Annotated in this window: 21 protein-coding genes and 2 pseudogenes; 16 read left to right on the top strand and 7 right to left on the bottom strand. The window is 61.5% G+C overall.

The window, feature by feature from the left end; genetic code table 11:
• Positions 1-188 precede the first annotated feature (188 nt).
• Entirely contained in the window at positions 189-707 is a 519-nt protein-coding gene (locus SB772_RS22300; protein WP_410835377.1) for a hypothetical protein, read from the top strand.
• On the opposite strand, the gene SB772_RS22295 is transcribed toward SB772_RS22300, so the two are convergent.
• Both SB772_RS22295 and ompR read right to left on the bottom strand, forming a co-directional pair.
• Complete coding sequence (locus SB772_RS22295) at positions 673-1497, bottom strand: YkgJ family cysteine cluster protein (protein ID WP_410835376.1); 825 nt, start codon at positions 1495-1497, stop codon at positions 673-675. The genes SB772_RS22300 and SB772_RS22295 overlap by 35 nt on opposite strands.
• A gap of 299 nt (positions 1498-1796) precedes the next feature.
• Positions 1797-1934 (bottom strand): annotated as a pseudogene (ompR, locus tag SB772_RS22290) (two-component system response regulator OmpR); the annotation flags it as partial.
• 209 nt (positions 1935-2143) lie between these two features.
• Between ompR and SB772_RS22285 the strand changes: the two are divergent.
• The 5 genes from SB772_RS22285 (at position 2144) to SB772_RS22265 (ending at position 6786) form a co-directional block, all read left to right on the top strand.
• Positions 2144-2401, top strand: a complete 258-nt coding sequence (locus tag SB772_RS22285; RefSeq protein ID WP_410835375.1) for a DNA alkylation repair protein — start codon at positions 2144-2146, stop codon at positions 2399-2401.
• A 307-nt stretch (positions 2402-2708) separates the two neighbouring features.
• The gene (locus tag SB772_RS22280) at positions 2709-5099 is read left to right on the top strand and encodes a HAMP domain-containing protein (RefSeq protein WP_410835374.1); all 2391 of its coding nucleotides are present in this window, start codon (positions 2709-2711) and stop codon (positions 5097-5099) included.
• Positions 5100-5129: 30 nt separating this feature from the next.
• Entirely contained in the window at positions 5130-5864 is a 735-nt protein-coding gene (locus SB772_RS22275; protein ID WP_410835373.1) for a methyl-accepting chemotaxis protein, read from the top strand.
• Positions 5861-6400: a hypothetical protein gene (locus SB772_RS22270; protein ID WP_410835372.1), complete on the top strand. Its 540-nt coding sequence runs from the start codon at positions 5861-5863 to the stop codon at positions 6398-6400. The genes SB772_RS22275 and SB772_RS22270 overlap by 4 nt, the downstream gene beginning before the upstream one ends.
• A 20-nt stretch (positions 6401-6420) precedes the next feature.
• Positions 6421-6786 (top strand): response regulator, encoded by a 366-nt coding sequence (locus tag SB772_RS22265; RefSeq protein ID WP_175151774.1) that lies wholly within the window; start codon positions 6421-6423, stop codon positions 6784-6786.
• 522 nt (positions 6787-7308) lie between these two features.
• Here SB772_RS22265 and SB772_RS22260 read toward each other — a convergent pair.
• Entirely contained in the window at positions 7309-8067 is a 759-nt protein-coding gene (locus SB772_RS22260) for an SDR family oxidoreductase (RefSeq protein WP_410835371.1), read from the bottom strand.
• An 85-nt stretch (positions 8068-8152) separates the two neighbouring features.
• Complete coding sequence (locus SB772_RS22255; protein WP_410835370.1) at positions 8153-9112, bottom strand: GlxA family transcriptional regulator; 960 nt, start codon at positions 9110-9112, stop codon at positions 8153-8155.
• A 237-nt stretch (positions 9113-9349) separates the two neighbouring features.
• Between SB772_RS22255 and SB772_RS22250 the strand changes: the two genes are divergently transcribed.
• The 6 genes from SB772_RS22250 (at position 9350) to SB772_RS22225 (ending at position 15178) form a co-directional block, all read left to right on the top strand.
• Positions 9350-9988: an HD domain-containing protein gene (locus tag SB772_RS22250; protein ID WP_341317265.1), complete on the top strand. Its 639-nt coding sequence runs from the start codon at positions 9350-9352 to the stop codon at positions 9986-9988.
• 79 nt (positions 9989-10067) lie between these two features.
• A complete protein-coding gene (locus SB772_RS22245; protein WP_410835369.1) occupies positions 10068-11009 on the top strand; it encodes a LysR family transcriptional regulator in 942 nt (313 codons plus the stop codon).
• 105 nt (positions 11010-11114) lie between these two features.
• Positions 11115-12308, top strand: coding sequence for a CaiB/BaiF CoA transferase family protein (locus SB772_RS22240; protein ID WP_410835368.1), 1194 nt, complete (start codon positions 11115-11117; stop codon positions 12306-12308).
• Positions 12305-13249, top strand: coding sequence for a hydroxymethylglutaryl-CoA lyase (locus SB772_RS22235; RefSeq protein WP_410835367.1), 945 nt, complete (start codon positions 12305-12307; stop codon positions 13247-13249). The genes SB772_RS22240 and SB772_RS22235 overlap by 4 nt, the downstream gene beginning before the upstream one ends.
• Positions 13250-13309: 60 nt before the next feature.
• Positions 13310-14641: an MFS transporter gene (locus tag SB772_RS22230; RefSeq protein WP_410835366.1), complete on the top strand. Its 1332-nt coding sequence runs from the start codon at positions 13310-13312 to the stop codon at positions 14639-14641.
• A gap of 243 nt (positions 14642-14884) precedes the next feature.
• Complete coding sequence (locus SB772_RS22225) at positions 14885-15178, top strand: hypothetical protein (RefSeq protein ID WP_410835365.1); 294 nt, start codon at positions 14885-14887, stop codon at positions 15176-15178.
• Between the two features lie 208 nt (positions 15179-15386).
• Here the strand turns inward: SB772_RS22225 and SB772_RS22220 are convergent, their stop codons facing one another.
• Positions 15387-16112, bottom strand: coding sequence for a GntR family transcriptional regulator (locus SB772_RS22220; RefSeq protein WP_410835364.1), 726 nt, complete (start codon positions 16110-16112; stop codon positions 15387-15389).
• A gap of 161 nt (positions 16113-16273) precedes the next feature.
• On the opposite strand from SB772_RS22220, the gene SB772_RS22215 reads away from it, so the two are divergent.
• The 3 genes from SB772_RS22215 to SB772_RS22205 all read left to right on the top strand — a co-directional run bounded on the left by SB772_RS22215 (position 16274) and on the right by SB772_RS22205 (position 22093).
• Complete coding sequence (locus SB772_RS22215) at positions 16274-17494, top strand: pyridoxal-phosphate-dependent aminotransferase family protein (RefSeq protein ID WP_410835363.1); 1221 nt, start codon at positions 16274-16276, stop codon at positions 17492-17494.
• Positions 17495-17683: 189 nt separating this feature from the next.
• Positions 17684-18970, top strand: coding sequence for an MFS transporter (locus tag SB772_RS22210; protein ID WP_410835362.1), 1287 nt, complete (start codon positions 17684-17686; stop codon positions 18968-18970).
• Between the two features lie 75 nt (positions 18971-19045).
• Entirely contained in the window at positions 19046-22093 is a 3048-nt protein-coding gene (locus SB772_RS22205) for an FAD-binding and (Fe-S)-binding domain-containing protein (protein WP_410835361.1), read from the top strand.
• A gap of 23 nt (positions 22094-22116) precedes the next feature.
• Here SB772_RS22205 and SB772_RS22200 read toward each other — a convergent pair whose 3' ends face one another.
• A complete protein-coding gene (locus tag SB772_RS22200) occupies positions 22117-23037 on the bottom strand; it encodes a helix-turn-helix domain-containing protein (RefSeq protein WP_410835360.1) in 921 nt (306 codons plus the stop codon).
• Positions 23038-23196: 159 nt separating this feature from the next.
• On the opposite strand from SB772_RS22200, the gene SB772_RS22195 reads away from it, so the two are divergent.
• On the top strand, positions 23197-24096 hold the full coding sequence (locus SB772_RS22195) for a DMT family transporter (RefSeq protein ID WP_410835359.1): 900 nt from the start codon (positions 23197-23199) through the stop codon (positions 24094-24096).
• An 851-nt stretch (positions 24097-24947) separates the two neighbouring features.
• Here the strand turns inward: SB772_RS22195 and SB772_RS22190 are convergent.
• Positions 24948-25442, bottom strand: a pseudogene (locus SB772_RS22190) (hypothetical protein); the annotation flags it as partial.

The raw sequence follows: 25442 nt of genomic DNA, 5'->3' as shown, positions 1-25442 counted from the left end.
TGCGTTCACCGCTCTGCCTCGGTTCCCCGCTATTGTTGTGCCTGGGCCGCAGGGCGCGTCCTGTGCCTGAGCGCCCGAGCGTGTCCTCCACATCGCGTGTGCGGGTTGAGGTACAGTGCGCGACGGACGGCAAGCAGGAATACCCAAAACGTGAATGACACCGGCACTCGACCGGTGACGGAGAGGACATGCATTTTCGGCAGATAAAAAGAAATATCCGACGCACCGCCGTGGCGCTCGTCGCGAGCCTCGCTGCGGTGTCCGCCGCGCATGCGGGCGACTGGTGCAAGGGCGGCATATGGGGTGACATGATGCTCGGCTCGTATCACATCAACCCCGACCCCAACACCCATTTCGAACCGTTCAATCCGGGTTTGGGCGTCGAATGCTGGCTCAACAACCAGTGGGCGCTGACCGCCGGCGGCTTTCGCAACTCGCTGCGGCGGCCTTCGTACTACGGTGGCGGCGTTTGGTCGCCTGACTTCGCGCACTGGGGCATCGTCCGGATCGCGGCGATCGGCGGGATCATCTCGGGCTACAACTACGGCAACTGGGGCCTGGGCCGCGACCATACGATCGGGCCGGTGGTCGCGCCGATCGTGATGGTCGAATATAAACGCGTCGGCGCGAACTTCATCGTGATTCCGCCGATTCCTTCGGACAATCTTCCTTTCACGATCGGGTTTCAGGTGAAGGTGAAGTTTTAGGCGTTGGACTGGAATTTCCTATCACTTCGTCTGGGAAAAAACCTAAGAATTCGGCTGATTCTGTTTCCCAAGCCGACCTCTCCGACGCGACCGCATCGACAGAACGTAACGCGTCGACGGTCGCGCTTCGATTTGATACAAATTGCCATGACTGTGGCCGTACTGGCGCGATAACCGCTTGCGCCGATTCCAGGGCGCTCAGCAGAGCGGACGCGTCCGGCGTGTAGACAACGAAGCCTTCATTGCTCAGCGCGACGCTGGCGATTCCGAGTCCCTCGCAAAGAGCGGCCTTTGCGTCGACGTCGGCAGCATCTGTGTTGCGCGACTCTGCGATCAACGCTGCGATTTGCGCATCGACGATTTTTCCTTGCCTAAGTAGCGGTGTGGTGGCCTGTGTCCACGCTTCGGGCGGACATCCTTTCTGCTCCGGGTTCAAGGGAATGAATGGGTTGATCTCCGCCGGATAGATACGGCACACCAGCGGCCGGCTTTCGTATACGCCGCACCGCATATCTTCCTTGAGGTTCGGACACGGACCATCGAACGCGGCGACAATCACCGCCACGACCCGTATCGGTAGAGAGCCGCTTGAGGCGGGAAACGAGCGCCGGCGTTTGTGTGCCGCCACCAAATTATCGTCCGCAGGCTCTTCGGGCCACGGGATAGCCTCGAGAAATAGCTGAACGTGGTGACCCCGTTTTAGCCAGGTGATTGCTTCAGCCACCGTCAACGGTAACCGAAGGTTGTGACAACACTTGCCGCACATTGTGCAGTCGAAGTCGATATCCATTCGTCAAGCTCCTCTGCCCGTTGGGCCATCCAGTTGTGCCCGCCTTCGTCTCGATAGCCTGGAAACGAACGAGCTATCGCTATAAGACAGGGCGTTGGACTTAGTCGGAGCATAGGCGCAATTCTTACAGCGGGGGCGGATAATAATTTTCTCGCGGTGGATAAGACGTTAGCGCAGGGGGATGGTGAGGAATTCCAGGAGATGGTCCGCAAAGGTGAGTCATTCCAGGAGTCAGGACGATCCGCTGCGAGCGTGACGACGCAATTAGGTGAGGATTTCCAGGAAGTCCACATCAGACCCGCCGACGGTGATGGTTGAGCACGACGGCGCAGCACCGCATGAATGCGCGCGAGCAGTTCCTGCGGCATGAACGGTTTGCCGAGATAGTCGTCGGCCCCGCGTTGCAGGCCGATCACGCGGTCCACGCCGTCTGCGCGCCCTCTATACTGCGCAGCAACAGCTCGCATCGGATAGTCTTTAGCGACAGGTCAATCTCGTAACCTGGTACAAGGTGCTGGGTGCTGGGTGCTGGGTGGTGGATGGGCGTGAGGCCGACCGTCGATAGGTGAGAACATTCGGGAACGCGCGTGGTGAGAATCCTGCTACCTGTCGACGCACTTCAAACTCAAAGGTGAGGATATTCGGGATGACACCCAACGTATTCGGCGACGAGATCAAGGCGGCGCTCGCCCCGCACGCCGATGCCCAGCGCGCGCTCGCGATGCGCGCTTATATGCGCAACCACTTCGAGTTCATCGGCGTGCCGACGCCGCTGCGGCGGCAAGCGATATTGCCGGTCTTCAAGCGGCTGCCGGTCGAGAGCGCGGAGCACCTGCTGGCATGCGCACACGTCTTATGGTCCATGCCGCAACGAGAGTACCAAAGGTTCGGCGTATCGCGATGATTCATCAACTCGGCTGGCGCGAGCATACCGCGCACGAGACGTTGTCTCACCGCTCACATTGCGTGAGGCCGCGAAGCATCTTCCGTCGATTCGCTGACGGTTTGTTCGTCGCGCGTGGCGTGCTATGTCGGTTTGCCTACGGCGTCGCCTTTCCTTGCCTTGATATTGGTTTATCAGCATTTAGTCATCGCTCGGTAACATGCGCCCGGAATAATCGTACGCGTTGCACGCATGACCAGATTTCGTAAAAAAACGCGCTGCCCCGCGAGAGGGCCGACGCACCAGGCCACACCCCCGGGGGTTCCACATGACTATCCGTCATCGCATCACGCTATTGGTTATCTTGATGTTCGTCGCCCTGTCGGCGATCGGGGCCTACGCCGTCTATCAGACGCGCGGCAGCGCGGCCGAAGTGCGGCAGGTGACGGAGGGCGTCGTGCCCAGCGCACTCGCGTCCGCCGACCTCGTGTCGCAAGTCAAAGACGTGCAACTCGCCACGATGACGCTGGTCTACGCGCCGGACGACAACATGGTCGCCCAGGCACAGGACGAACTGAAGAAGAAAAAAGTCTCGCTGCAACAGGCGCTCGCGCTGCAAGCGAAAGACGCCGCCAGCCACGCGCAAAAAGGCCTGGTGCTGCAAGCCAATGACAGCCTGGAAAACTACTTCTCCGCAATCGCCGAGACGGCGAAGATGAAGGCCGCGGGCAAGAACGAACTCGCGCAAGCCTATCTGTTTGCCAACGTCGCGCAGTATCGCGACGAACTCGAAGGCATCGTCGAAACCTTGCGCGTCGAGAAGAACCGCGAGAAAGACGAAGCGATTACCACGCTGAACGCAAGATTGGCCACCACCACGACGGCGATCGCCATCGTCACCGGCATCGCGATCATTCTGCTGACCTCGATCGGCTCGCTGCTCTACCGCCAGATCACTCGCCCGCTCAGCCGCATGCAGGCGATGATGAGCGAGATCGCCTCGAGCCAGGATTTCACGCGGCGCGTGCCGGTGGGCCGGTTGGATGAGATCGGCCACTCGATCGTCGCCTTCAACGGGATGATCGAAAAGATTCAGGAAAGCTCGACACAACTCAAACAGAAGACCGCCGACATTCAGGCGATGTTGCAGAACATGCAGCAGGGTATTCTGACGGTGATCGATGGCGCCGTGGTTCACGCGGAGTACTCGGCGTATCTGGAAGACATCTTCGAAACGAAGGACATCGCCGGCCGCAGCCTCATGGACCTGGTGTTTTCAGACACCGATCTCGGCTCGGACGTCCTCTCGCAAGTCGATGCGGCAACGCATGCGTGCCTCGGCGAAGACTGCATCAACTTCGCGTTCAATCAGCATCTGCTGGTGGGCGAGATTTCGAAGCGAATGGCCGATGGCCGCGTGAAAATTCTCGACCTGAGCTGGTCGGCGATCACCGACGAAAACGACGTCATCGTGCGCCTAATGCTGTGCGTGCGCGACGTTACCGAGTTGCGCAAGCTTGCTGCCGAAGCCAGCGAACAACGTCGGCGCCTCGACATGATCGGCGAGATTCTCGCGGTCAGCGAAGAGAAGTTCCATCACTTCATCGAAAGCTCCGCTGGGTTTGTCAGCGAGAACGAACGGATCATTCGCAAGCATTCGGAAGCGGACCACGCGGCGATCGCCGAGCTGTTCCGCAATATGCACACGATCAAGGGCAACGCGCGGACCTATAACCTCCAGCATTTGACCAACGTCGTCCACGAAACGGAGCAGAGCTATCACGAACTGCGCCAGCCGGACGCGGACCGTTCGTGGGATCAGGAACATCTGATGCAGGAACTGACGCGCGTTCGCGAAGCCATCGAGAGCTACGCGAAGATCAACGAACTGAGCCTCGGCCGCAAGGGCGCGAACCGCACGAGCAATGCAGGCGACGCTGGCCGCTACGTGATAGTCGAGAAGGAACACATCCAGCAGACCCTGCGATTGCTCGATGCAGCCAATCCGGGCGAGCTGCATGAGTTGCAGGCAATGCGCGATGCAATGCGCCAGAACTTGTCCGCACTGGGCAGCGAAAGCGTGCGCGATGCGCTGTCCGGCGTGCTCGACTCACTGCCGTCGCTCGCGCATGAATTGGGCAAGCAGGCGCCGAACGTGCGTATCGACGACAACGGCTATCGCTTGCGTGCTCAGGCAGGCGGCACGTTGAACAATGTGTTCATGCATCTGCTGCGCAATTCGATGGACCACGGCATCGAAACCGCCGAGGCGCGTACTGCGCAAGGCAAGACGCCGGCCGGCACGATCGATATCGAAGTCGGCGTGGACAGCGGCGCGCTGCAGATCACGCTCAGCGACGACGGCCGTGGCCTCGCGCTCGAACGGATTCGCGGCATCGCCATCGAGCGCGGCTGGGTCGGTCGCGACGAATCGCTCAGCGACGAAGCCATTGCCGATTTCATTTTCCGGCCGGGTTTCTCGACGGCGGAAACGGTCACGGAAGTATCGGGTCGCGGTGTCGGCATGGATGCCGTGCGCGACTTCCTTAAGCGCGAGAACGGCAGCATCGAATTGCGCTTCACCGACGATCACAAGGGCGCATCGTTCCGCCAGTTCCAGACGATCGTTTGCCTGCCGGACAACGTCGCTGTCGATACCTTAGGTGTGCGTGCGCGTGGCGACGCAGGCGAACTGCGACTCGACGCGATGGCTGATTGAGCTTTTTGATGGATTTCGGAAGGATCGGTTGTGATTCAACAGTATCTGATAGCCGCGGTAGCAGGCAGCGCAATCACTGCGCTGCTGGCATTCGCCGCGCACAAGTTGCAAAGCAGACAGACCGTCGCCCGGTTGCGCGCTGAAAGCGAAGCGCGCATCAACACGCTGCTGTCCGAGCATGCGGGTCATGTCGAAACGCTCCGTGAGCGCGAGCAGTCGGCGCTCGACCTGGAGGCGTCGCTCGCGCAGTTGCGCGAAGAGGTGGCGCAGCAAGCGGCCGCCTCTGAAGATCTGCGGGCAGCGTTGAAAGCCGCCGACGACGACAAAGATCAGTGGACGCATCACGCGCAACAGATCGCAAGCGAAGCCGCGCGTCTGAAGAGTCTCGGCGCGACGTTCGAACGCTGGCACGAGCAGATGATTTCGCTGATGACGCAGAACCACGACATGCACACAAAAAATCAGGAGCTTTCGTCGATTGTCCGGCACGTGGTGATCGTTTCGCTGAACGCGTCGATCGAAGCCGCAAGAGCGGGTACGGCGGGACGCGGTTTTGCGGTGGTGGCGAGCGAGGTTCGCGAGCTCGCGGCGCGCTCCGAGGAATTGTCGAAGAGCTACCGCGACAGCCTGCACCGCAATGACCTGACCACGACTTCGACGTTTCAGGACATCCAGGCGGGCGGCAAGATGATCGCTGCTTCGCTGAGCAGCGTCGAGTCGCTGGTCAATCAGTTTCAGGCAAAGCTTCACCAGGTGCCGACGTGATCACCGGCCAGGCGAAGGAGAGCTTCGAACGCATTTTTCGCAAGGCGGCGCAGGCGCGCCTGCCGCTGCAATCGAGCGATACGTGCGAGATCGTGCCGATCGCGGAAGCCGGTACGGGCGCAACCCGTGACACCCAGGTCGTCGTGCTGACCATCTCGTCGATCGTGTTCAGACTGCTGCTGATTCTTCACTTCGATGAAAACGACAGCGCCCGCAATTACTTCCTGAAAGATGCCGCCGACCAATCTTTCCAGGAAGCGTTTCTGGAAATCTGCAATCTGTGCTGCGGCGCGATGAATCAGGAACTGCTGCACTATTTCCCGGACCTCGGCATGTCGACACCTTACGTGTTGAGCGCCCGTTGCCTGTCGTATTTGCAGGAATTGAAACCGGATTTTCTGTCTTCGTATTCGATCACCATCGACGGTTCAGTGCAGCTTGCCGCGACGGTGTGCGTCTGCGCGGATGCGCCGATCGACTTCATGGCGGATATGAGCGCGATCGAAGAAACCAGCGGAGAGCTGGAGCTGTTCTGATTGTTGTCATAGGAAAAAACATGTCGAAGATTCTCGTGGTGGACGATTCGAGCACGGTGCGCGATGAAGTGGCCGGCTTCCTGAAGAAGAACGGCCTGGACGTCGACACCGCCGTGGATGGCAAAGACGGTCTCGCCAAGCTGAAGGCCAGCCCCGGCATCAAACTGGTGATCAGCGACGTCAACATGCCGAACATGGACGGTCTGACGATGGTCGAAAAGATTCGCGGCGAACTCGCGAACCAGACCGTCAACGTCATCATGCTGACCACCGAAAGCAGCCCGGCGATGAAGGAGCGCGGCAAGGCGGCCGGCGTCAAAGGCTGGATCGTCAAGCCGTTCAAGGGCGACGCGGTGCTGGAAACGTTCCGCAAGCTGGCGAGCTAAGCGATACAAACGCGGCGGCGCAGGCCAAAGGTGAGATTTTTCGGGAGCTGATGCGTGGCGCGCTCAACTGGCTGATGAAAATCCGGTAGAGGGCGCAGGCAGCATCATCGTCGATGCGCAACCGTGAGCAACGCCGGTCGACACATCGTCTCTTACCTGGGTATGCAAAATACTCAAACGCGTTCAAAGGTGAGGGTTTGCGGGAATAGCCTGTCCTGACCCACCGGTGCCACGCCCAGCATGCCTTTGCCGCCTGACCCTAAGCCCCGGCGGTGAGCTTTTTCGGGAGTGGACCGATCCCCGCCTCGCGCCTTGCCCCGGCCGCTCCGTGCCAAAGGTGAGACTTTTCGGGAGTTGAGCCGTGCCATGTGCGAACGGTGCGGAGATACGACGCTGTGTTCGTGCCGCGCGGTGAGATGGAGATTGGCGTTGCCGGGCGCGGAGCGATGGTCGCGCCCGGCATGTGCTTGATCGGCTAGTCAGCCGAAAGGTGAGAGTTTTCGGGAGCAGCGAAACCGCGCCTCAGGCTTGCTTCGCGATCTCGCGAATGTCGGCCACGGGTGTTTGCCCGAACGCATCGCTGAAGACGTAATCCAGCAACTGGGTAGCGCATTGTTCAGGTGTCGAAAGTTGACCGTTGCGCTTAAGGTCTTCGAATTTTTCGCGCATCGGAAATTGCTCGGCGTCGCTGCCGCGAATCTGTGCCTGCATATTCGTATCGATGACGCCCGGTGCCAGGCTGCAAATACGCAGCGCGCGATTCGCATCGAGTGCGACGGCGCGCGCATGATGGTCGAGTGCGGCTTTGGTCGAGCAGTAGATGCTCCAGCCGGGGTATGCATTGCGCGCCGCGCCGCTCGAAATATGCACGATGCGCCGATCGCTGGCGTCGACGCTGGCCGCCGCGACGGCGCTCGCCAGCATCAGCGGCGTCGCGACGTTCAGACTTACCGCGCTGGCGATGGCCGCGGCGTCCTGCCCTTCGAGCGGACCGATCGGCTGCACCATGCCCGCGTTGTTGATGAGCAGCACGCTTTGCGCGCCGCTGACAAAGCCGCGCAGTGCGTCGCCCGCCAGCCATTGCGCGACACGCGCGGGGTCGGCCAGTTCCAGTTCGATCTCTTCGAGCAACGCCGCGAAGCGCTGTGCAAGCGTGGCGTGACGCGAGCGGGACAAGCCCAGCACCGCGACATTGCGCGCGAGCAGTTGTTCTGCGAGCGCAGCGCCGAGGCCGCGAGTATGGCCGGTGACGATCGCGCGGATCGGAGAGGAGGTGGTCATGTCGTTGTGATGGATGGCCTGGAGAAGCCGCCATTTTCTCATGCAGCATTGCATGCTTGCAGCGACGCCGCCAATCGGGCTTCCTTCAGGCGGAGCGAAAGCGCTCCCGATACTGCATCGGCGTCACGCCGATTCGCCTCGTGAAGACAATGCGCATCCGGTCAGCGGTGCCGAAACCGCAATCGTAAGCAATCGTCTTGAGCGCCGCACCGCTGCTTTCGAGCAACTTGCGCGCCGCATCCACGCGGGCGCGCTCGACGAACTCGTGCGGCGTGACGTTGGTCTCCTGCACGAACACGCGCGCGAAGTTTCGCGCGCTCATGCCCGCGACGTCGGCCAGTTGCTTCACAGTGAAACGCTCGCGAATCCGCTCCATCACATGCGCCTGCACCTTGGCCACCGGTGAGGTTTCATCGGCCGGCGCACTCAGGTAGGGACTGAACTGCGACTGGCCGCCTTGCCGTTGCGCGAACACCACCAGCCGCTTGGCGACAGCCAGCGCCGTGCGCGGCCCATGGTCCTCCGCCACCAGCGCAAGCGAGAGATCGATTCCCGCCGTGACGCCGGCCGACGTCACCAGTTGCCGGTCGCGCAGATAGATGCGATCGAAGTCGACGCGCGCTTGCGGAAATTGTGCTGCCAGTTGTGCCGCGTGCTGCCAGTGCGTCGTGACGTCGTGCGCGTCGAGCAGTCCGGCATGGCCGAGCGCGAAAGCGCCGGTGCAGATCGAGCCGTAGCGGTCGCACTGCATGGCGACCTTCGTTAGCCATTCCAGCAGCCGCGCATCGGGCGCGGCGTCCGGCAACGCGGGGCCGCCCGCGACCAATGCGAGGTTGAAGGGGCGGCGCGCCTGTTCGAACGTGGCGTCGGCAGTGAGCGTCATGCCGTTGGATGCGCGCAGCGGTCCCGGCTCCGCGCTCAGCAGCGTTACCTCATAGCGATCTTGCGGTGCAACGAACCGATTGGCTTCGGAGAAAACATCGACGGGACCGGCGACGTCGAGAGCCTGCACACCCGGAAAGATAGCGATCACGACGGTAGGCATCGAATGACTCCCTTTAACGATGAACCGGATCCGCAGGGCGCGGCAGTTGACGCCGTGCGTTTGGCAGTGTTCGGCGGTCCACCGCGATTGCCCGTGATAACGCGTTCGCCAATACTGAACTTCATCGACGCGTGGTTTGAGCAGCAGAAAAAGCGTCACGAACCAGCATACCAAACGCGCTTTCAACTCACCAGGACCGCGCGCCTTCTTTACCGCATCATTCACGGAGCACAGCACATGACCACGATCGCAGGCATTCAGATTCCCGACAGCATGATGGCGCGCGAGGCCACCCAGCTCGTGCGCGATACCGAAACCGAATTGCTCTACCATCATTCGCGGCGCGTGTTCCTGTTCGGCTCGCTGGCCGGCACGCGCAAACAGCTCAAGTACGATGCCGAGCTGCTGTACATCGGCGCGATGTTTCACGACATGGGACTTGTCGCGCCGTATAGCAGCGAACACGATCGCTTCGAAGTGGACGGCGCGAACGCGGCGCGTGATTTCCTGCGGCGCCACGGCATCGGCGAGGACGATATCGAACAGGTGTGGAATTCGATTGCGCTGCACACGACGCCGGGCATTCCGCAATATATGAAGCCGGTGGTCGCGCTGGTCACGGCGGGCGTCGAGATGGACGTGCTCGGCCTCGCCTACGACGAGTTCACCGAGCAACAGCGGCATGAGGTGATCCATGCGCATCCACGCGGCGCGCATTTCAAGGAAGGCATCATCGATGCGTTTGCGCATGGCACGATTCACAAACCGGAGACGACTTTCGGCAACGTGAAGGCGGACGTGCTGGCGCTGAAAGACCCGCATTATCATCGCGAGAATTTCTGCACGATGATTCTTGGCTCGGCGTGGAGGGATTAGGGGGTTAGCTGGGGGCCGCACCTATTTTCCGTGTCTGGCGTCAGAATAGACGCATTGCTCAACGACGCGGCGCCACGCCATGGTAATCAAAAACCTTCTACGAAGGCTCGACCTCACCACGCTTCAACTCTTTCTCGCCGTCTACGAAGAAGGCACGCTCACGCGTGCCGCCGAGCGCGAAGCGATTGCCGTGTCGGCCGCGAGCAAACGTCTGCTCGAACTCGAACAGGCGGTCGGCGCCACATTGTTCCGGCGCAACGCGCGTGGCATGACGCTGACGCCGGCCGGCGAAACGCTGCTGCATCATGCGCGCCGCGTGATGCGCGACATCGAAAATATCGGCATCGAACTGGCTGGGCACGCAAGCGGCGTGCGCGGCTACGTGCGCATGATGGCCAACCTGTCTGCGATTGTCGAATTCCTGCCGGAGGATTTACGCGCGTTCCAGTTGCAGCACGAGCGCGTCAAGCTCGATCTCGAAGAGCGGCCGAGCGGCGGCGTGGTCGAAGCCGTCGACGATAGCCTCGCCGACCTCGGCATCTGTTCCGGCGACGCCGACACGCGCGATCTGCACGTTACGCACTATCGGCACGACTCGCTGGTGCTCGTGATGCGCGACGATCATCCGTTGGCCGGCCGCAGCAGTATCGCCTTTGCTGAAACGCTGGACGGCGATCACGTCGGCCTGCACGCGGCCAGTTCGATCAACGCCCGCACGCATATGGCCGCGCGCCAGGCGGGCAAACACTTGCGTTTGCGCATCCACGTGCCGGGCTTCGACGCAGTGTGCCGGATGGTACAGGCTGGCATGGGCGTTGGCGTCTTGCCACTGAAGGTCTATCAGATCATGGGCCGTACGCTTGGCCTGATCGGCGTGCCGCTGGAAGACGCCTGGTCCGAACGCAACCTGCTGCTGATAGTGCGCGATGTCGAGGCGCTGTCGCCGGTGAGCCGGCTGCTGTTCGATCACCTGCGCTCAATCGAGGCGTCGGAAACCTTGCCGGCAGTGTCCAATCGCTGAGCGTTCGCCGTTCGCGAACGGCCGTTGGCGAATTGCGGTTGGACGCTACTGCGGCTTCGCTTCTAAGCTGTCTCTCAACACGAAACCAGCTTCGGAGACAGCATCATGGGTGGACCCCTTCAGGGTATCCGCGTAGTCGAGATCGGAACCCTCATCGCCGCGCCGTTCGCCGCGCGCCTCATGGCCGAGTTCGGCGCCGAAGTCATCAAGATCGAAGCCCCGGAGATGGGCGATCCCCTGCGCAAATGGCGCAAGCTGCATGAAGGCACCTCGCTCTGGTGGTATCTGCAGTCGCGCAACAAGAAATCCATCTGTGTGAATCTGAAGTCGGCGGACGGTATCGATATCGTCAAACGGCTCGCCGCCGACACCGACGTCGTGATCGAAAATCTCCGTCCTGGCGCGCTCGAAAAGCTCGGTCTCGGCTGGGACGTGCTGCACGCGATCAACCCCAAACTGACGATGGTGCGCATCTCCGGCTACGGCCAGTCCGGTCCTTATCGCGACCGGCCGGGCTTTGGCGCGATCGGTGAAGCGATGGGCGGCATCCGCTATACGACAGGCGAAATGGACGGCGCACCGGCGCGCGCCGGCGTGAGCCTCGGCGATTCGCTCGCTTCGCTGCACGGCGTGATCGGCGCGTTGATGTCGCTGCTGCGCGTGAAGACGGGGCAGGGCGAGGGCCAGGTCGTCGATGTCTCGCTGGTCGAGAGCGTGTTCAATCTGATGGAAAGCCTCGTGCCCGAATACGACTTGCTCGGTCACGTGCGCGAGCGCAGCGGCGGCGCGTTGCCGGGCATCGCACCATCGAACACCTATCCGACCGAAGACGATGGCTACGTCGTGATCGCCGGCAACAGCGATCCGATCTTCAAACGCCTGATGCATGTGATCGGCCGAGCCGATCTCGCCGACGATTCCGCTCTCGCTCGTAACGACGGCCGCGCAAAGCAATGCGCGCTGCTCGATCAGGCGATCACTGCGTGGACCTCGCATCATTCCACCGAGGACGTGCTGGCCGCGCTCGAACGCGCCGAAGTGCCCGCGGGACGCATCTATTCCGTCGCCGATATCGTTGCCGATCCGCACTACCAGGCGCGCGGCATGCTGCTGCAAGCTGACCTGCCCGGCGGCGCCTCGGTGAAGATGCCGGGCATCGTGCCCAAGCTGTCGGACACGCCGGGCGAAGTGCGCTGGCAAGGGCCGGCGCTGGGCGAGCATACCGAAAGCGTGCTGAGCGAACTTGGCTTCGGCGGCGGCGATACCGAGCGGCTGCGCCGCGAAGGAGCAGTGCAATGAACGCTTCCAGCTTCGACAAGCTGATCGTGCAGGAAGTCGCGCCGCGCGATGGCTTGCAGATCGAACCGACATGGGTCGAAACCGCAGACAAGATCGCGTTGATCAACGCGCTTTCGATCGCGGGGTTCACGCGCATCGAGGCGGGTTCGTTCGTGTCGCCGAAAGCGATTCCGGCACTGCGTGACGGCGAGGCCGTATTCCAGCAGATCGAGCGGCATCCGAACGTGATTTACGTCGGGCTGGTGCCGAACCTGAAGGGCGCCGAACGCGCGCTGGCGTCGCGCGCCGGTGAACTGAATCTGGTGATGTCGGCGAGTCAGACGCACAACCGCGCCAACCTGCGGATGAGCTGCGAGGCGTCGCTGATGGCTTTCGGCGATATCGTGAAGCTCGTCAAGGGTTCGTCGCAGGCCACGCTCAACGCGACTGTGGCGACCGCGTTCGGTTGTCCGTTCGAAGGCAAGATCGATGAAGACCGCGTGATCGGCATTGTCGATACTTATCGCGAGATGGGCATGCAGGGCGTCACGCTGGCCGATACGACCGGCATGGCGAATCCGCGCCAGGTCGCGCGGCTTGTCACGCGCGTGCTCGAACGTCTGCCCACTGCGGCGCTGACGCTGCACTTTCATGACACGCGCGGTCTTGGCCTCGCCAACGTGCTGGCCGCGTATGAGGCCGGCGCGCGCCGCTTCGACGCGGCGTTGGGCGGCCTCGGCGGCTGTCCGTTCGCGCCGGGCGCGTCCGGCAACATCTGCACGGAAGACCTCGTGAATATGTGCGACGAGATGGGCATTCCGACCGCGATCGATCTGGAGAAGCTGATTGCGTTGTCGCGCGGCTTGCCTGCTTTGCTCGGTCACGAGGTGCCAGGCCAACTGGCGAAAGCGGGCCGCAATTGCGATCTGCATCCCGTGCCGGAATACGTTCTGCAGATTTGATCTTCTTTTAACCGACTATACGACCGGGCGGCGCTGCCGAATCCGGCATTGGAGATAACCATGAGTGACCTCGGCGCAGTCGCAACCGGCAGCCGTCAGCACAGCGGACACGACGCCGCGGCAATCATCCGCAAAGTTGCGTGGCGGCTGATGCCGCTGATCATGATCTGCTATCTGTTTGCGTTTTTCGACCGTATCAATATCAGCTTCGCCAAGTTTCAGCTACAGAGCGACCTTGGGTTGTCCGATACCGCGTACGGCCTTGGCGCGAGTCTGTTCGTGATCGGCTATGTATTGTTCGAAGTACCGAGCAATCTGTTTCTGTACAAGGTCGGTGCGCGTCGCTGGATTGCCCGGATCATGATTTCATGGGGTTTGGCGACGGCGGCGATGATATTCGTCCATATCGAATGGCAGTTCTACGGGTTGCGATTTCTGATCGGCGCGATGGAAGCGGGCTTTGCGCCGGGCGTGCTGTATTACCTGACGCTGTGGTTTCCGCCGAGCTATCGCGGGCGCATCACGTCGATGCTGTTTCTCGCGTCCGCATTTTCAGGTCTGGTCGGTGCGCCGGTTGCGGGTCTGGTGATCGGGCATATGAACGGCGTGCTCGGCATGCCGGGCTGGCACTGGTTGTTTCTGCTCGGCGGGTTGCCTTGCGTGGCGCTCGGCATTCTCGTGCTGAAGCTGTTGAAGGATCGCATCGAGGATGCAGGATGGCTGTCGGCGGCGGAGAAATCGTATCTGTCGAGCCAGATCGCACAACAAAGCCGGCACCCCAGTAGTGGACATTCGTTGATGGGTGCAATTAGAACGCCCGGTTTCCTGACGCTTGGGCTCGTCTACTTCCTGATTCAGGTTGCGTCGTATGGACTCAACTTCTGGGCGCCGCATCTGATCCGCGTCGCCGGCACCGACAATCCGACGGTGATCGGCTTGCTCACGGCAGTGCCCTATATCGCCGGTGCGATCTGCATGATGGTTGTCGGCCGGATGTCGGATGCCACGGGCGAGAGGCGCAAGTTCGTCTGCGGTCTGCTCGTGATGGCGGCGGTCGGCTTCTTTGCCGCAGGCTTCTTCGATAAACAAACCGCGTTGCTGGTCGTTGCGCTGGCCGTGATGGGCGCGGGCGTCGTCGCTTCCATTCCGGCGTTCTGGGCGCTGCCGCCGAAACTCGTAACCGGCGCGGGCGCCGCAGGCGGGATCGCGCTGATCAATACGCTCGGGCAGATCGGCGGCATTGTGAGTCCGGTGATGGTCGGCCGCGTGCGCGACCTGACGGGCAGCACCACGCCGGCGCTGTATGTGATCGGCGCGATGAGCCTGGTCTGTGCGCTGATCGTGCTGTACGGTCTGCCGGAATCGTTGCGTCGGAAGGATGCGTCGCAATGATGCGTGTCTTCAGGTGAGCGAAAAGCCGTCGAGACTATTTTCTTCCCTCTGTCATTTCCAGTCAGCGTCCGCGACTAAGCCCATGAAACACCCGGCCGGTGTTCTTAAGAACCGGTCCGGGTGTTGTGTTCCCAGAGCAGGCGTGTGTGACGGATCCCACCGGAGCCAGCCGTTCTGAGTGCTTGAACGTCGCTTATGCCGCCCGCCTCGATGGCCGGCTATTCACGTAAAACTGGAGATGACATGAAATCGATTCGAACCATCATTCTGTGCGGACTGCTGCCGCTGGCGCTCGCAGCAGGTTCGGTGCAGGCACAGGGAATCGGGCGCGCCGGCACCTACGTCATGCCGCCGAACTACAGCATGATGATGGATAAGCTCACGCCCGAACAACGCACGCAGGCCATCGGCATTCAACAGAAGATGATGCAGATGGAAATGGAGTACCAGGACACGATGGCGCAGATGGAGATGAAACATGCGCACGAGATGATGGCGATGCAGAACCAGTTGCTCGATCTGTTCAAGGGGCACTGATTTCGCCGATGGTCGACTGAGGCTGCGTCTGGATCGGCGCAGCTTCGTCGTGAATCAGGTCGGACCGATGCATGCGCAACAGTTCCTTGCGACCCGCCGCCGCGGTAATCATCAGAATCGTCAGATACGCGTCGTCCAGATACCGCAGCAGCTTGACGACGACAAACCGGGGCGCGATCCCGACCGCGACGCCGCCAAACGCAAGAACCTAAACCTTCAGCGCCGAAGGAGCGCTCCCTTCCTGCGATTGCACTTGCAAAACCGCATCGCGTTTATCCAGCAAATGCTGCCGAAGAATCGCGCTCAACTTCTTTCCATCTCGCGCTTCAAGCGCCTTCAACATTTCATCATGATCATGAATCGCGCGATCCCACTTCGGGGTCTGAAAATTCGATCGAAACCGCAGCGCCTGCAACCGATGGTTCACCGAAATATAAATCTGCCGTAGCGCCGAATTACGCGCTGCTTCGTTGATCTTGTCGTGGATCGCCTGATTGCGACTGTAGTACCCGGCCAGATCGTTCTGTGTCCGGCACGCGAGCATCGCGTAATGCAACGCCTTGATCTCCGCAAGCTCAGCGGCCGTCATCCTCTCAGCCGCCAGCTCGCCGGAAAACGCCTCGAGTCCGCTCATCAACTCGAAGGTCTCGCGCATCTCCGCTTCCGACATCTTCGATACCGAGGCCCCGCGGTTCGGCGAAATCTCAATCAGCCCTTCGGCCGCCAGCACCTTTAACGCTTCGCGCAACGGCGTGCGCGAAATGCCCAGCGTCTCGCACAGTTCGCGTTCGTTCAGCTTCTTGCCCGGTTCCAGCGCGCCTTCGACGATAAAGCGGCGGATGTGCTCGACCACCGTGTCATGCAACCGCTGACGCTCCACTTTCGGCATCAGCGGAGGCGCGGCAATGCGTGCACCCAGATCCGAATTTTGCATGCAAAAGTCCTCAATATCGTGTTAGTCGGATTTTATCGGAAGCCAATCGATTAGTTAAGAGTGCGGGTAAACACGGGCATCAACGGACGATTTTTGCCTTGGGATCGTCGGTGATCGTCTGATATAGTTTTTTGCATGCAAAATTCAAACGGAGGAACCCAATGCTCAAGCTAGACTTTCATCCCGCTGGCCGCCATTTCCTGCAGATTCCGGGTCCGAGCCCGGTGCCCGACCGCATTCTCCGGGCGATGAGCTACCCGACTATCGACCACCGTGGCCCGGAGTTCGGCGAACTTGGCCTCAAAGTGCTCGACGGCATCAAGAAGATCTTCAAGACGCAGCAGCCGGTGGTGATCTATCCGGCGTCAGGCACCGGCGCGTGGGAAGCGGCGCTGTCGAACACGCTGAGCCCCGGCGACAACGTGCTGATGTTCGAAACCGGCCACTTTGCAACGCTGTGGAAAAAGATGGCCGAAAGCCTCGGATTGAAGCCGGAGTTCCTCGGTTTGCCCGGCATCGAAGGCTGGCGGCGCGGGGTTCAGCCGCAAATGATCGAGGAGCGTCTGCGCGCCGACACGCAGCACGCGATCAAAGCCGTCTGCGTGGTCCACAACGAAACCTCCACGGGCGTCACCTCCGATATCGCCGCCGTGCGCCACGCCATCGACGCCGCCGGTCACCCGGCGCTGTTGCTGGTCGACACGATTTCGGGTCTGGCCTGCGCCGATTATCGCCACGACGAATGGGGCGTCGATGTCACGGTGTCGGGTTCGCAAAAAGGCCTGATGCTGCCGCCGGGCATCAGCTTCAACGCGATTTCGCCGAAGGCGTTTGCCGCCAGCAAGCAGGCCAAACTGCCGCGCAGCTTCTGGGACTGGAGCGAGATCGTCGAGATGAACAAGAGCGGCTACTGGCCCTACACGCCGAACACGAATCTGCTGTACGGGCTTTCCGAAGCGCTCGAGATGATTCTCGGCGAAGGGCTCGACAACGTGTTCGCCCGCCACGAGCGTCTCGCCGAAGCAACCCGCCGCGCGGTGCGCGCGTGGGGGCTGGAGATTCAATGCGCCGATCCGGCCGTGTATAGCCCGGTGCTCACCGGCGTGATGACGCCCGACGGCGTCGATGCCGACGCGGTCCGCAAGGTCATCTATGAACGTTTTGACATGTCGCTCGGCACGGGCCTCGGCAAGATGAAAGGCCGCATGTTCCGCATCGGCCACCTCGGCGATTGCAACGATCTGATGCTGCTGGCAACGCTGGCCGGCTGCGAAATGGGCCTGAAGATCGCGGGCGTGCCGCTCAAGGAAAGCGGCTTGCCGGCCGCTATGGAATGGTTGAGCAAGCCGGCGCACGCATCGGGCCTGAAAGCGGCGGCTTGAGCACAGTAGCGCATCCGCGCAACAAGCAACTCGCAGCAAGGGAAAACGGGGCGTGCTTCGCTCACGAAGCCGCGCACAGAACGCGGCCCAAACAACTTGCGATGATCCCGCGGCGCACGCCGCTGACGGGACGACGACGCAGCGCGCCATTCCAGGCGCGCCGTCGACAGACAGCAATGGAGAGAGACGATGAAACGGTTTCGTGTGACCAGTGCGACCAGTATCGTTCTAGTGATGCTATGCGTCATGTATTTCATCACTTACCTCGACCGCGTCAACGTCAGCACCGCGGCCGCTGGTTTCGGCAAGGAATTCCACCTCTCACATACGGAAGTCGGTCTGGTGTTCTCGGCATTCGCGTATCCGTATCTGATTTTTCAGATCATCGGTGGCTGGGTTAGCGATCGCTTCGGCGCCAAACGCACGCTGATTTTCTGCGGTGCGATCTGGGGCCTCGCCACCTTGCTGACCGGTCTGGCCGGTGGCTTGATTTCGTTGCTGGCTGCGCGGGTGTTGCTCGGCTTCGGTGAAGGCGCGACTTTCCCGGCGGCCACCTCCGCAATGGCGCGCTGGGTTGCGAAAGAACAACGCGGCTTAGCGCAGGGCATCACGCATGCGGCATCGCGTATCGGCAATGCGGTTGCGCCCGGTCTGATCGTGCTGGTGATGGCGACGTGGGGCTGGCGCGAATCGTTCTATATCTGCGGCGTGTTCAGCTTGCTGTGGGTCGCGGTGTGGTCGTTCACGTTCACCGAACATCCGAAGGATCATCCGCGTATCACGACCGAAGAACTCGAGGTTTTGCCCGCGCCGAAGCCGAAAGCCGCAGGCGTGCCGTGGAAAGCACTGTTTCGCCGCATGGCGCCGGTCACGATCGTCTACTTCTGCTACGGCTGGACCTTGTGGCTGTTCCTCAGCTGGATTCCGCAGTACTTCCTGCACAGCTATCACCTGCAACTGCAGAAGTCGGCGATCTTCGCTTCTGCGGTGTTCTTTGCCGGCGTACTCGGCGATACGCTCGGCGGCGTCGTCACCGACTGGATCTTCGCGCGCACCAGGAGTCTGAAGCGCGCGCGCAGCTGGATGGTGTCGGTGTGCATGATGTTCTGCCTGATCTCGCTCGTGCCGCTGATGTTCACGCACAGCCTGTATCTATCGATGGCGTGCCTTGCGTCCGGCTTCTTCTTCGCCGAAATGACGATTGGTCCGATGTGGGCGATTCCGATGGACATCGCGCCGGAATACTCGGGCACCGCGAGCGGCATGATGAACACCGGTTCGGCATTGGCCGCGATCATCTCGCCGGTGGCCGGCGGCTTTCTGATTGACTACTTCGGCAGTTGGGAATTGCCGTTCGTCGGCAGCATGCTGTTGATGGCGATCGGCGTGGTGCTCGCGTTCCGCATGCAGCCGGACAGCAAGTTCGCTGTCGACGATACCGAAAAAGCGCACAGGGCCACGCGCTTGGGTGTGTAAGCGGACTGCGCTGCGCTCTTTGTTCGCCCTCATCAAGCCGACAGCCAACATCCTGCCTTCACTCAGGCCGATGATATGACGAATGCCACCTCCGCTGTTCTCGTCAAGCCGATCCATCTGGTGCGCCCCGGAGGAAGTCGCCATGGGGGACCGTCCGCCGCGCGCGTGACGACGCCGCTCGCGCAGCATCTGCGCAAGTCGTTACGCGGCGACGTGCTATTCGATGCAGCGAGCCGCGGCCGTTACGCGACCGATGCGTCGATCTACCAGATCACACCGATCGGCGTAGTGGTGCCGCGCGATCAGGACGATTTGCGCATGGCGCTGGAAATCGCGCGCAGCGAGAAAGTGCCACTGCTCGCGCGCGGGGCGGGCACGAGCCAATGCGGCCAGACGGTCGGCGAAGCGCTGGTGATCGACACCAGCAAGTGGCTGAACAACATCGTCGCTTTCGATGCCGATGCGCAAACGGTGACGGTCGAACCAGGTGTCGTGCTGGACCATCTGAACGCTTGGCTGAAGCCGCACGGACTCTGGTTTCCAGTCGATGTCTCGACGGCCGCGCAATGCACGATCGGTGGGATGGCGGGCAACAATTCGTGCGGCTCGCGTTCGATCGAATACGGCAACATGGTGCACAACGTCGAGGCGATCGACGCGATTCTCGCCGACGGCAGCGAAGCGCGTTTTGCATCGTTGCGCGACGCGCCGCAAGGCGCGCGCTTGCAGCAGATTCTCGAAGGCGTGAAGCAGATTGCCGAGCGCGAGCGTGACGAGATCGTCGCGCGCGTGCCGAAGGTGTTGCGCCGCGTGGCGGGCTACAACATCGACGTGTTCGATTGCCAGAATCCACGCGCCTATACCGATGACGGCATCGCGAACCTTGCGCATCTGCTGGTCGGTTCGGAAGGCACGCTCGCGTTCAGCCGGCAATTGACGCTGAAGCTCGCGCCGCTGCCCGCGCACAAAACGCTTGGCGTGGTCAACTTCCCGACCTTCTGGCAGGCGATGGACCTGACGCAACACATCGTCAAGCTGACGCCGGTGGCAGTGGAGCTGGTCGATCGCACGATGATCGATCTGGCGACGAGCAATCCCGCGTTCCGGCCGGTGATCGAAAGGGCGCTGGTGGGCCGGCCGCAAGCGATCCTGCTGGTTGAATTCGCGGGCGAGAACCGCGATGCGCAACGCGCGTCGCTCAAGCAACTGAGCGAACTGATGGCCGACCTCGGGTTGCCGGATTCGGTCGTCGAGATGCCTGACGCGAATGAACAGAAAGCGTTGTGGGAAGTCCGCAAAGCCGGACTGAACATCATGATGAGCATGAAGGGCGACGGCAAGCCGGTCTCCTTCATCGAAGATTGCGCGGTGCCGCTCGAACATCTGGCGGAATACACGAGCCGCCTGACCGAAGTGTTTCACCGCAACGGTACGGAAGGCACGTGGTACGCGCATGCGAGCGTCGGCACGCTGCACGTGCGGCCGATTCTCGATATGCGGCGCGACGGCGCGGCAAAGATGCGCGCGATCGCCGAAGAAGCAGCGGCGCTGGTGCGCGAATACAAGGGCGCGTATTCAGGCGAACACGGCGACGGCTTGTGCCGTGGCGAATGGGTCGCGTGGCAATATGGACCTCGTTTGAACCAGGCGTTCAACGAGATCAAGACGCTATTCGATCCGGACAATCGCTTCAATCCCGACAAGATCGTGCGTCCGCCGAAAATGGACGACGCGCGCAATTTCCGCTTTGCGCCAGGCTATCAAGCGCATCGGATCGAGACTGCGCTCGACTGGTCCGCATGGAACGTCGAACGCGATCCGCTGACGGGACAAGAGACACCGCAGGGCAGCGGCAACGATCTGTCCGGCGGTCTCGCGAAGGCTGTCGAGATGTGCAACAACAACGGCCATTGCCGCAAGTTCGACGCGGGCACGATGTGCCCGAGTTATCGCGTGACGAAAGACGAACAGCACGTGACGCGCGGACGTGCGAACACGTTGCGTCTGGCGATCTCGGGGCAACTTGGCGAAGCAGGGCTCGCCAGTGACGACGTCAAGGACACGCTCGATCTGTGCGTGTCGTGCAAGGGCTGCAAGCGCGATTGCCCGACTGGCGTCGACATGGCGAAGTTCAAGATCGAGGCGCGGGCAGCGCGCGTGAAGCAGCATGGCTTGAGCGTGCGCGACAGGCTGGTGGCATTCATGCCGCGCTATGCGGGAATGGCGAGCCGTATGCCTGGCGCGATGGCGCTGGCAGACAACGTGCCGGTCTTGTCGGCGTGGTTCAAGCGGTCGGTGGGTTTTGCGCCTGAACGCACGCTGCCGCGTTTCAAAAAGTCGTTTCTGTCGACAGCGAAGCCAGGCAAGCCGGCTGCTGGCGGGGCGTTGAAAGAAGTGCTGTTGTTCGTCGACACGTTCAACAACAATATGGAGCCGGAAAACGCGCGCGCGGCGCAGCGCGTGCTGGAGGCGGCCGGCTACACGGTGCATTTCAATACGCGACAAGGCGAGCGGCCAGTGTGTTGCGGCCGGACGTTCCTTGCCGCGGGTTTGGTCGATGAAGCGAAGCAGGAAGCGCGGCGCATGCTCGACCTGTTCAAGCCGTTTGTGGCGCGTGGCGTGCCGATTGTCGGTTTGGAGCCGTCGTGTTTGCTGTCGTTACGTGACGAGTTCTTGCATTACGGCTTTGGTGAAGAAGCGCAGCAGCTATCGAAGCAGGCATTTCTATTCGAAGAATTTCTGGTGCGCGAGGAAAAGGCCGGGCGTTTGCAGCTCGCGTTGAAGCCCTTGGCAAAGGCGCAAGCGCTCGTACACGGCCACTGCCATCAGAAAGCCTTCGACGCGTTCACCCCCGTGCAAACCGTGCTGAAATGGATCCCTGACCTGAAGGTATCGACGGTCGAGTCGTCCTGCTGCGGCATGGCGGGCAGCTTCGGTTACGAAGCTGAGCACTACGCAACGTCGCAGGCGATGGCGGAATTGTCGTTGCTGCCGGCAGTGCGCAAGATCGACGGCAATACGCTGATGGTCGCCGACGGTACCAGTTGCCGTCACCAGATTCACGACGGCGCGGGCGTTGAAGCGATTCACGTGGCGCGCGTGCTGGCGATGGCGCTTGAATAAGGGCGCGGCGGCGGCGAAAGTGGCTAATCCACGCCAACCGCCTGCCGGTATGCAGTCGGCGCCACGCCGACGCTTTCGCGAAACCGGTGGCTGAAGTGGCTGGCGTTCGCGTACCCGCAACGCTCGGCGACTTGCGTGAGCGGCAGCGACGTGGTGCGCAGCAACGTGCGCGCGCGTTCAAGCCGCTGTTGCGCGATCCATGCAGCGGGTGGTAGTCCGAACGATGTGCGGAACATCCGCGCGAGGTGAAATTCCGACAGCGTTGCCACGCTGGCCAGCTCACCGAGCGTGAGCGATTCCGTCAAGTGACTCTCGATATAGTCGCGCAAGCGCCGCCGCGTGGCGACCGACAAACCGCCCTTGAGCGACGCATCGGTCCGGCGCACGCCTTGCGCGCGCAGCAGCAAGCTCAACACCTGGTGCGCGGTTTCGTTGGTGCGCAGCAGACTATCGGGGTCCTGCCAGCTTTCGTTGACAAGCGATTGACACAGCGTGGCGATACGAGCGTCTTCGAAATAGGTGCGATCGGCGAGCGTCAGTTCTCGAGGTTCGCGATCCAGTTCCTGCACGGCACGCTGCGTGAAATGCTCGGGCAGAAAGTACAGGTGCATGAAGTGCATGTGACCGCGTACCCACCAGCGCGATTCGTGGTCGCCGGGTAGTGCGCAAAGCCGCGCGGGCGCGCCGTAGCGGCCGGGCAATTTCTGCCGCTCCGTGCGATAACCGCCGTCCAGATAACACGACAGCGTGTGATGGCCGGGCTGGTCATAGACCGTTTCAGCTTCTTCGGTATCGCGTGTCCAGAGCGCGATTGCCAATTGATCGCCGAGCCACGCAAACCGTTCGAGATTTGCGTTGGCGTCGCGCAGTGTGTGACATACCGACTGCAGGCCAAACGGCGTGTCGGCGGAATCCATCACGGGAGCGGGAGGCGTGGCGTTCACGGGGCGAGCGGATGCTGTCGGGTCAATGAGTAAGCGCCAGTATACGGCGAGCCTTTAGCAGCGGCTTGCCGCTACGAAAAAATGCGCAATCCTGGACAAGTGCCACCGCCCGTGCCACAGCATAGTCGAGTCCCTGATTTCACTGCTGCCGGGTTTGCCATGAATATGTTGCTCTATGCCGCCACCGTTCTGATCTGGGGCACCACCTGGATCGCGATCAAATGGCAACTGGGGGTCGTGCCGCCACCGGTATCGATCGCGTGGCGTTTCTGGATAGCGGCGCTGGTGCTATTCGTGCTGCTGCGCCTGATGCGCAGACCGATCTGGCCGCCGCGCGCCGCATGGCGCTTCCTGGTTGCGCAGGGGCTGGCGCTGTTTTGCGCCAACTTCCTGTGCTTTTACTACGCCGAACAGGTTGTGCCGAGCGGACTCGTGGCGGTGGTCTTTTCGATTGCGCCGCTCCTGAACTCGATCAACGGCCGTCTTTTCATGGGCCGCCCATTGCAGCCGACCGCGATTGCCGGTGCGCTGCTGGGCCTCGTCGGCATCGTGTGCCTGTTTGTCCAGCAGATGGCGGGACACCTTGCCGACCATGCTGCGTGGTTGGGTCTCGCGATCGCGTTCCTTGGAACATTGTGCTTCTCGACCGGCAATCTGCTGTCGAGCCGGATGCAATCGATGGGCTTGCATCCGTTCGCTACGAATAGCTGGGCAATGCTGATCGGCGCTAGTGTGTTGACGGCAGGCAGCGCGCTGGCCGGCTTTTCCTTCGCCATCGAGCCGTCCGCACGTTATCTCGGCGCGCTCGTTTATCTGGCGATATTCGGCTCGGTGATCGGCTTTACGGCGTACCTGATGCTGGTCGGGCGGATGGGGCCGGAACGGGCCGCTTACTGCACCGTCCTGTTTCCGATTGTGGCGCTGGCCGTGTCAACGGTGTTCGAGGGCTACCGATGGTCCGTGTTGGCGGTGGTCGGCCTCGTGCTGGTGGTGGCAGGCAATCTGGTGGCGTTCGATTTGACGCGGCGCATTTTTGTGCGGCGGGTGCGGGTTTCCTGAGCGGCATCTGCCGCTCAGGCGGGGTGGGCACTACGCCGTGCACGCCGCGCTCGCGCAGTTGCATTCTCAGATCCCGTTCCAGATTGCGTACCGCCTGGCCTCGGCGAACATATCAACGAAGGACTCGCGGCGTTTTCCGCGCGACGGCCACCGGTGTTTGATGGAAAGCGAGCCATATGTCTGCCGGACTGAGCGATGCCGTTCGAAGTTCATCGCTCAAGGGACGGTGATGATCGGAATGGTCCCGTACGCACCAGTGGGTTTTTAAGGTGAGCGTTTTCGGGAGCGACGGATCAAGGGAAGAAACTGCCGGTGAGCTTTTTCGGGAGCTAAGGAAACCGCAGGCACACCAACCGTCGCTCACGAAGCGCGGCAAAGCCCGGGTTCAGGCAGGCAACTGCCGCGCAGCACTGACGTCTTCGCGCCCGTTCGCCGTAAACCTGCAATGAAACTATTGTCTAAACCGAGCTTCAAAGCGTCCCAAGATCTCAAACTCAACCGCTCAAGAATTTCATCCAACCTGGGCGTCGCGTTGAAGTACAAGGCGTTCCATAAGACGTCCGCGTCAAGATGATTTTCGTTGTCGCCGTTTATCAAAAGCTCTTTAAGCAAATCAATGCCCGCGCTTGCCAAAATCTCCTTTCTATGGGTAGCCTCCAGGAGGCCACACCTGACGTTGATGCATAGAAAGTCGAGTCGATTACTGCACGCTTCCACACGCTAGGGCTTCGGCCGAACTGCCCGCCGCATACGTGCGGAAGCGCTGCATTCGGCGTGAAGTCGTCGAGGCTAGAAACGATTAATTGTCGCTGGTAGTCAATTTCGGGGAAGGAGGACATGTCTACCTCATTATCGCGGCCGGTTGCGACAAGATTGCCGCTCGCGCTGGTCTTGCCGGCAAGCACCAGCCGGCCGTTTGATTGCAGCGTCAGGTCGCCCGCCTGCGCGGCGATCACGCCCCGGTTCGAAACACCTACACCGTACTCGTTGCCAGCCAGAAAAATACGCCCACTGTACATTCCGCCCAGCTGGCTTACGTCGATCGACACGGCCGGTGCCGGACCATTGCCCGCAATCGGCGTGGCCGCCAGCGAGTCATGATCGATCTGGTTCGCACCGGTGATAACGTTCAGGTTCTTCCCGGCGTAGATCGCCGCATTGACCTGCACCGCGCGAGCGAGCAGATCAACCTGATCGACAGCCGAACCGTCTAGCCCCGCGCCCTGCACGGTGATGTTGCCGCCGGTCACATTGAAGCCCGCGAGTGACCCATCGGGTGCGAAGTTCGGTGAACCGGTCGTCAGGATCGCGCGCGAGGTGTTGATGAAGCCACCGCCGTTCACGCT

The sequence above is a fragment of the Paraburkholderia sp. SIMBA_030 genome (genome assembly GCF_046535245.1).
In the GTDB taxonomy this organism is placed as follows: Bacteria; Pseudomonadota; Gammaproteobacteria; order Burkholderiales; family Burkholderiaceae; genus Paraburkholderia.
The sequence above is the reverse complement of the archived record's forward strand: the minus strand, read 5'-3'. Positions and strand labels throughout refer to the sequence as shown.